Origin of the sequence: Phaeobacter sp. HF9A (assembly GCF_011806385.1) — a bacterium.
Lineage (GTDB): Bacteria > Pseudomonadota > Alphaproteobacteria > Rhodobacterales > Rhodobacteraceae > Epibacterium.
Genome location: NZ_JAATOX010000202.1, coordinates 1 through 3,949 on the forward strand (window position 1 = coordinate 1; position 3,949 = coordinate 3,949).

At 64.8% G+C, this 3,949-nt stretch carries 5 protein-coding genes and 1 pseudogene; all 6 read left to right on the forward strand.

Features of this window, described 5'->3' with window-relative positions:
• Window positions 1-206 precede the first annotated feature (206 nt).
• Window positions 207-1,043 carry a signal peptidase I gene (lepB, locus tag HCZ87_RS20060; RefSeq protein ID WP_167646795.1) on the forward strand — a complete coding sequence of 279 codons (837 nt, stop codon included), beginning with the start codon at window positions 207-209 and terminating at the stop codon, window positions 1,041-1,043.
• A 124-nt stretch (window positions 1,044-1,167) separates the two neighbouring features.
• Window positions 1,168-1,332: pseudogene (locus tag HCZ87_RS20065) on the forward strand (S26 family signal peptidase); the annotation flags it as partial.
• Window positions 1,333-1,397: 65 nt separating this feature from the next.
• Window positions 1,398-2,084 (forward strand): ribonuclease III, encoded by a 687-nt coding sequence (gene rnc, locus HCZ87_RS20070; protein ID WP_167646799.1) that lies wholly within the window; start codon window positions 1,398-1,400, stop codon window positions 2,082-2,084.
• Entirely contained in the window at window positions 2,081-2,986 is a 906-nt protein-coding gene (gene era / locus HCZ87_RS20075; protein WP_167646801.1) for a GTPase Era, read from the forward strand. Before rnc ends, era begins: the two co-directional genes overlap by 4 nt.
• A gap of 108 nt (window positions 2,987-3,094) precedes the next feature.
• The gene (locus tag HCZ87_RS20080) at window positions 3,095-3,424 is read left to right on the forward strand and encodes a DUF1491 family protein (RefSeq protein WP_167646803.1); all 330 of its coding nucleotides are present in this window, start codon (window positions 3,095-3,097) and stop codon (window positions 3,422-3,424) included.
• 3 nt (window positions 3,425-3,427) lie between these two features.
• Window positions 3,428-3,949, forward strand: a 522-nt coding sequence (recO, locus tag HCZ87_RS20085) for a DNA repair protein RecO (RefSeq protein WP_167646805.1), incomplete at its 3' end; no start/stop codon positions are given.

Genomic DNA, 3,949 nt, shown 5'->3' on the forward strand with positions numbered 1-3,949 from the left:
ACGCTTTGCAGAGAGGCTCCGCCTCTGTGTCAAAGGGACGGGAGAGCCCCCGCAGCGGCCCAAGACCGCTCAGGGCGTTGCGCACACGTGTCCTCCGTGCCCCGCTTTGCCGCCGGTCGTGGCGGGCAAACGGGGCGATGGCTTGACTCGCGGCGAGCGCGCCCGCATGTAGCCCCCGACCCCTCCTCAAATAACCGGAGAGCCTGATGGCGTCGCAAACCAAAACCGGAAATTCCATTGTCGAGACGATCAAGACCATCGTCTACGCGCTGTTGATCGCCGGTGTTTTCCGCACCCTGTTTTTTCAACCCTTCTGGATTCCGTCCGGCTCCATGAAGGAAACGCTGCTGGTCGGTGATTTCCTCTTTGTGAACAAGATGGCCTATGGCTATTCCTATGCCTCCTGCCCGTCGATCCGCCTCGGCGCGGTTGGGGTGAACATCGACGCCAAGGATCTCTGCGGCTTCCTTGATGGCGACAACAACCGCATCCTCGGGCGCATGCCGGAACGCGGCGATGTGGTGGTCTTTCGCCACCCTGTGAATGGCACCGATTACATCAAACGCCTGATCGGCCTGCCCGGTGACAAGATCCAGGTCAAGGACGGTGTGCTACAGATCAACGGCGCGGCGGTCGGCCTGATGGACGATGGCGAATTCGTCGAGACGATGGAACGCCAGGGGCCGCAGGGGCATTTCCCGCGCTGCGAAAACGATCCGGTGGGGCAGGGCGGCGCCTGTATCAAATCCCGTCAGATCGAAACCCTGCCGGGCGGCGTCTCGCACGCGATCCTGAACATCGGCGATCAGGGCAGCGACCACACGGGCATCTATCACGTGCCGGAGGGGCATTTCTTCTTCATGGGCGACAACCGCGACAATTCGGCGGACAGCCGGGTGGATCAGTCGGTCGGTGGCGTTGGCTATGTGCCGTTTGAAAACCTCATCGGCCGTGCGGATCGCATCATGTTCTCCTCCGCCGGTCGCTCCATGCTGTTCTTCTGGACCTGGCGCGGGGATCGTTTTTTCAAGGCGATCCACTGATGCTTTCCCGCTTTATCGGAGCCGCGCTGAACTGGCGCGGCCCCACAGGTCGCGGCATGTTTGCCGCGGCCTTTTTGCTTTTTTATGCTGCATTAGCGGCTGATCCGCAGTGTCTGCCCCGGGAGGAGGCGACATGACCCCCGTGTTCACCGCGCCGGCGGGCCACTACTTCTTCCTTGGCGACAATCGTGATAACTCAGCAGACAGCCGGATGCCGCTGATCGCCGGCGGCGCGGGCTTCATTGCCGGGGAAAACCTGGTGGGGCCTGTGGCCCGTGTGCTTGTATCAGAGCCCGCCGCGACGTATTGGGCGGTGTCAAACTGGCGCTGGAGCCGTGTCTTCAAGGAGATCAAGTGAAGCTATCGAAAGAAATTCGCGCGTTTCAGACCCGCCTTGGCCATGACTTCGCCGACCCCGCGCTCCTGATCCGTGCGCTGACCCACCCCTCGGTCTCCTCGCCCAACCGGCAGGACAACCAGCGGCTGGAGTTTCTCGGCGACCGGGTGCTGGGGCTGGTGATGGCCACGGCGCTGCTGGAGTATGACAGGAAGGCCAGCGAAGGCCAGCTGGCGCCGCGCTTCAACGCGCTGGTGCGCAAGGAGGCCTGCGCCGATGTGGCCCGCCAGATCGACATCGGCGCGGTGCTGAAACTGGGCCGCTCCGAGATGCTCTCGGGCGGGCGGCGCAAACAGGCGCTGCTGGGTGACGCGATGGAGGCGGTCATCGCCGCGATCTACAAGGACGCCGGTTTCGAGGCCGCACAAGAGGTGATCTTGCGGCTCTGGGGCGATCGCATCGGCACCGTCGAGGAAGACGCCCGCGACCCCAAGACCGCCTTGCAGGAATATGTGCAGGCCCGCCGCCAGCCGCCGCCCGATTACGTTCTGGTGGCGCGCAGCGGCCCCGATCACGAACCCGTCTTTACCATTGCCGTCCGCCTTCAGGACGGCACCGAGGAACAAGCCACCGCCGGATCCAAACGGTTGGCGGAACAGGCTGCGGCCAAGGCGCTGCTGACCAAGCTGGAGCAAGCAACATGACAACACGCGCAGGCTTTATCGCCCTCATCGGCGAGCCCAACGCGGGCAAATCCACCCTGCTCAACCGCATGGTGGGGGCCAAGGTCTCCATCGTGACCCATAAGGTGCAGACCACCCGCGCCCGCATTCGCGGCGTGGCGATAGAGGGCGACAGTCAGCTGGTCTTTGTCGACACGCCGGGCCTGTTCCAGCCGCGCCGCCGTCTGGATCGCGCCATGGTCGCCGCCGCCTGGGGCGGGGCCGCCGATGCCGACCTGATCGTCCTGCTGGTCGAGGCCCATCGCGGCATCACCGAAGGCGTCGAGCGCATCCTGGAAAACCTCGCCGATGTCGCCGGCAATCGCCGCGTCGCCCTGGCGATCAACAAGATCGACCGGGTGCAATCCGATGCGCTCCTCGGCCTGACCAAGGATCTCAACGACCGCTACCCCTTTGCCGAGACCTTCATGATCTCCGCCGAAAAGGGCCATGGCACCGACCATCTGCGCCAATGGCTGGCGGGCGAGATGCCCGAAGGCCCCTGGCTCTACCCCGAGGATCAGATCGCCGATCTGCCCCTGCGCATGATCGCCGCCGAGATGACCCGCGAGAAACTCACCCTGCGCCTGCATCAGGAACTGCCCTACCAGCTCACCGTCGAGACCGAAAAATGGGAGGAGCGCAAAGACGGCTCCGCCCGCATCGATCAGGTGGTCTATGTGGTGCGCGACGGCCACAAGGGGATCCTGCTCGGCAAACGCGGCGAAACCATCAAGGCCGTCGGCCAGGCCGCCCGCGCCGAGCTGGAGGAATTCCTGGATCGCAAGGTCCATCTCTTCCTCCAGGTCAAGGTGCGCCCCAACTGGCTGGAAGAATCCGAACGCTACTCGGAAATGGGGCTGGAATTCAAAGACGGCAATTGAGCCAAAGCCACCGGCTGGGCTTCCATCTTTTTCCAAATATCCCCGCCGGAGGCCTCCATCCCCGCCGCGCGCACCGAGGGTGCGGCCCAGTCAGCAACAGGAGCCCCCATGACCCGCCTCACCGCCCGTTTCTGGGTTGATGCCTATCTCGCCCGGCTGCGCTTTCAGGACATCCCCGCCTTTGTCACCGCCCATGGCGATGACACCGCCGGTGCGGTGCTGGTCAAGCTCAACACGCTGGACGGTAAGGCGGTCGCCTACCAGCGCAGCTTTGATCTGATGAGCGGCGCCCGCAAATGGATCGAACACGCCAGCGGCCCCGAGGCCGAGGTGGACGCCTCCATCGCCAGGCAACGCCAGTTTGACAGCGATCTCTGGGTGATCGAGGTCGAAGACCGCCAGGGCCGCCACCTGCTGGATGAACCGGGGCTCGACTGATCCATGGACTGGCGCGATCAAGGCATCCTTCTGCAACCGGGCGCGCAGCTCTCGCTGGAATGGTCCGCCCGGCTCGAAGATCACCTGGGCACCTATAAGGCCGAACCCCTGCGCAGCCGCGCCGCGGCGGCCTTTTCGGGGCGGCTGGCGCTGGCCGGTCTCAACGCGGTCTGCGGGCTTCTGGCCTTTGCCCTGCCGGAGCGCGAAGCGCACCCGGATCTCTATCGCCGCAGCGAGGCGCTCCTGGATCTTCTCGACAACGAAGAGCTCTGGCCGCTGGGCTATCTGCACTGGGAAATGGCGCTGCTGGAGGATCTCGGCTACGGGCTGGATCTTTCGGCCTGCGCGGTCACCGGCACGACGGAGGGGCTGGCCTATGTCTCGCCCAAAACCGGCCGCGCGGTCTCGGCAGCGGCGGCCGGAGACTGGGCCGATCGCTTGCTGGCGCTGCCGCCGGTGATGCTGGGCGAGGGCGAGGCGGAGGACATCGAGATCCTGATGGCGCTCCGAACCACCGGGTTTTTC

What these genes read in the sequence shown, in the direction of transcription:
- lepB (WP_167646795.1), top strand. Translation starts at nt 207, where the DNA reads ATGGCGTCGCAAACCAAAACCGGAAATTCCATTGTCGAGACGATCAAG.
- era (WP_167646801.1), top strand. Translation starts at nt 2,081, where the DNA reads ATGACAACACGCGCAGGCTTTATCGCCCTCATCGGCGAGCCCAACGCG.
- HCZ87_RS20080 (WP_167646803.1), top strand. Translation starts at nt 3,095, where the DNA reads ATGACCCGCCTCACCGCCCGTTTCTGGGTTGATGCCTATCTCGCCCGG.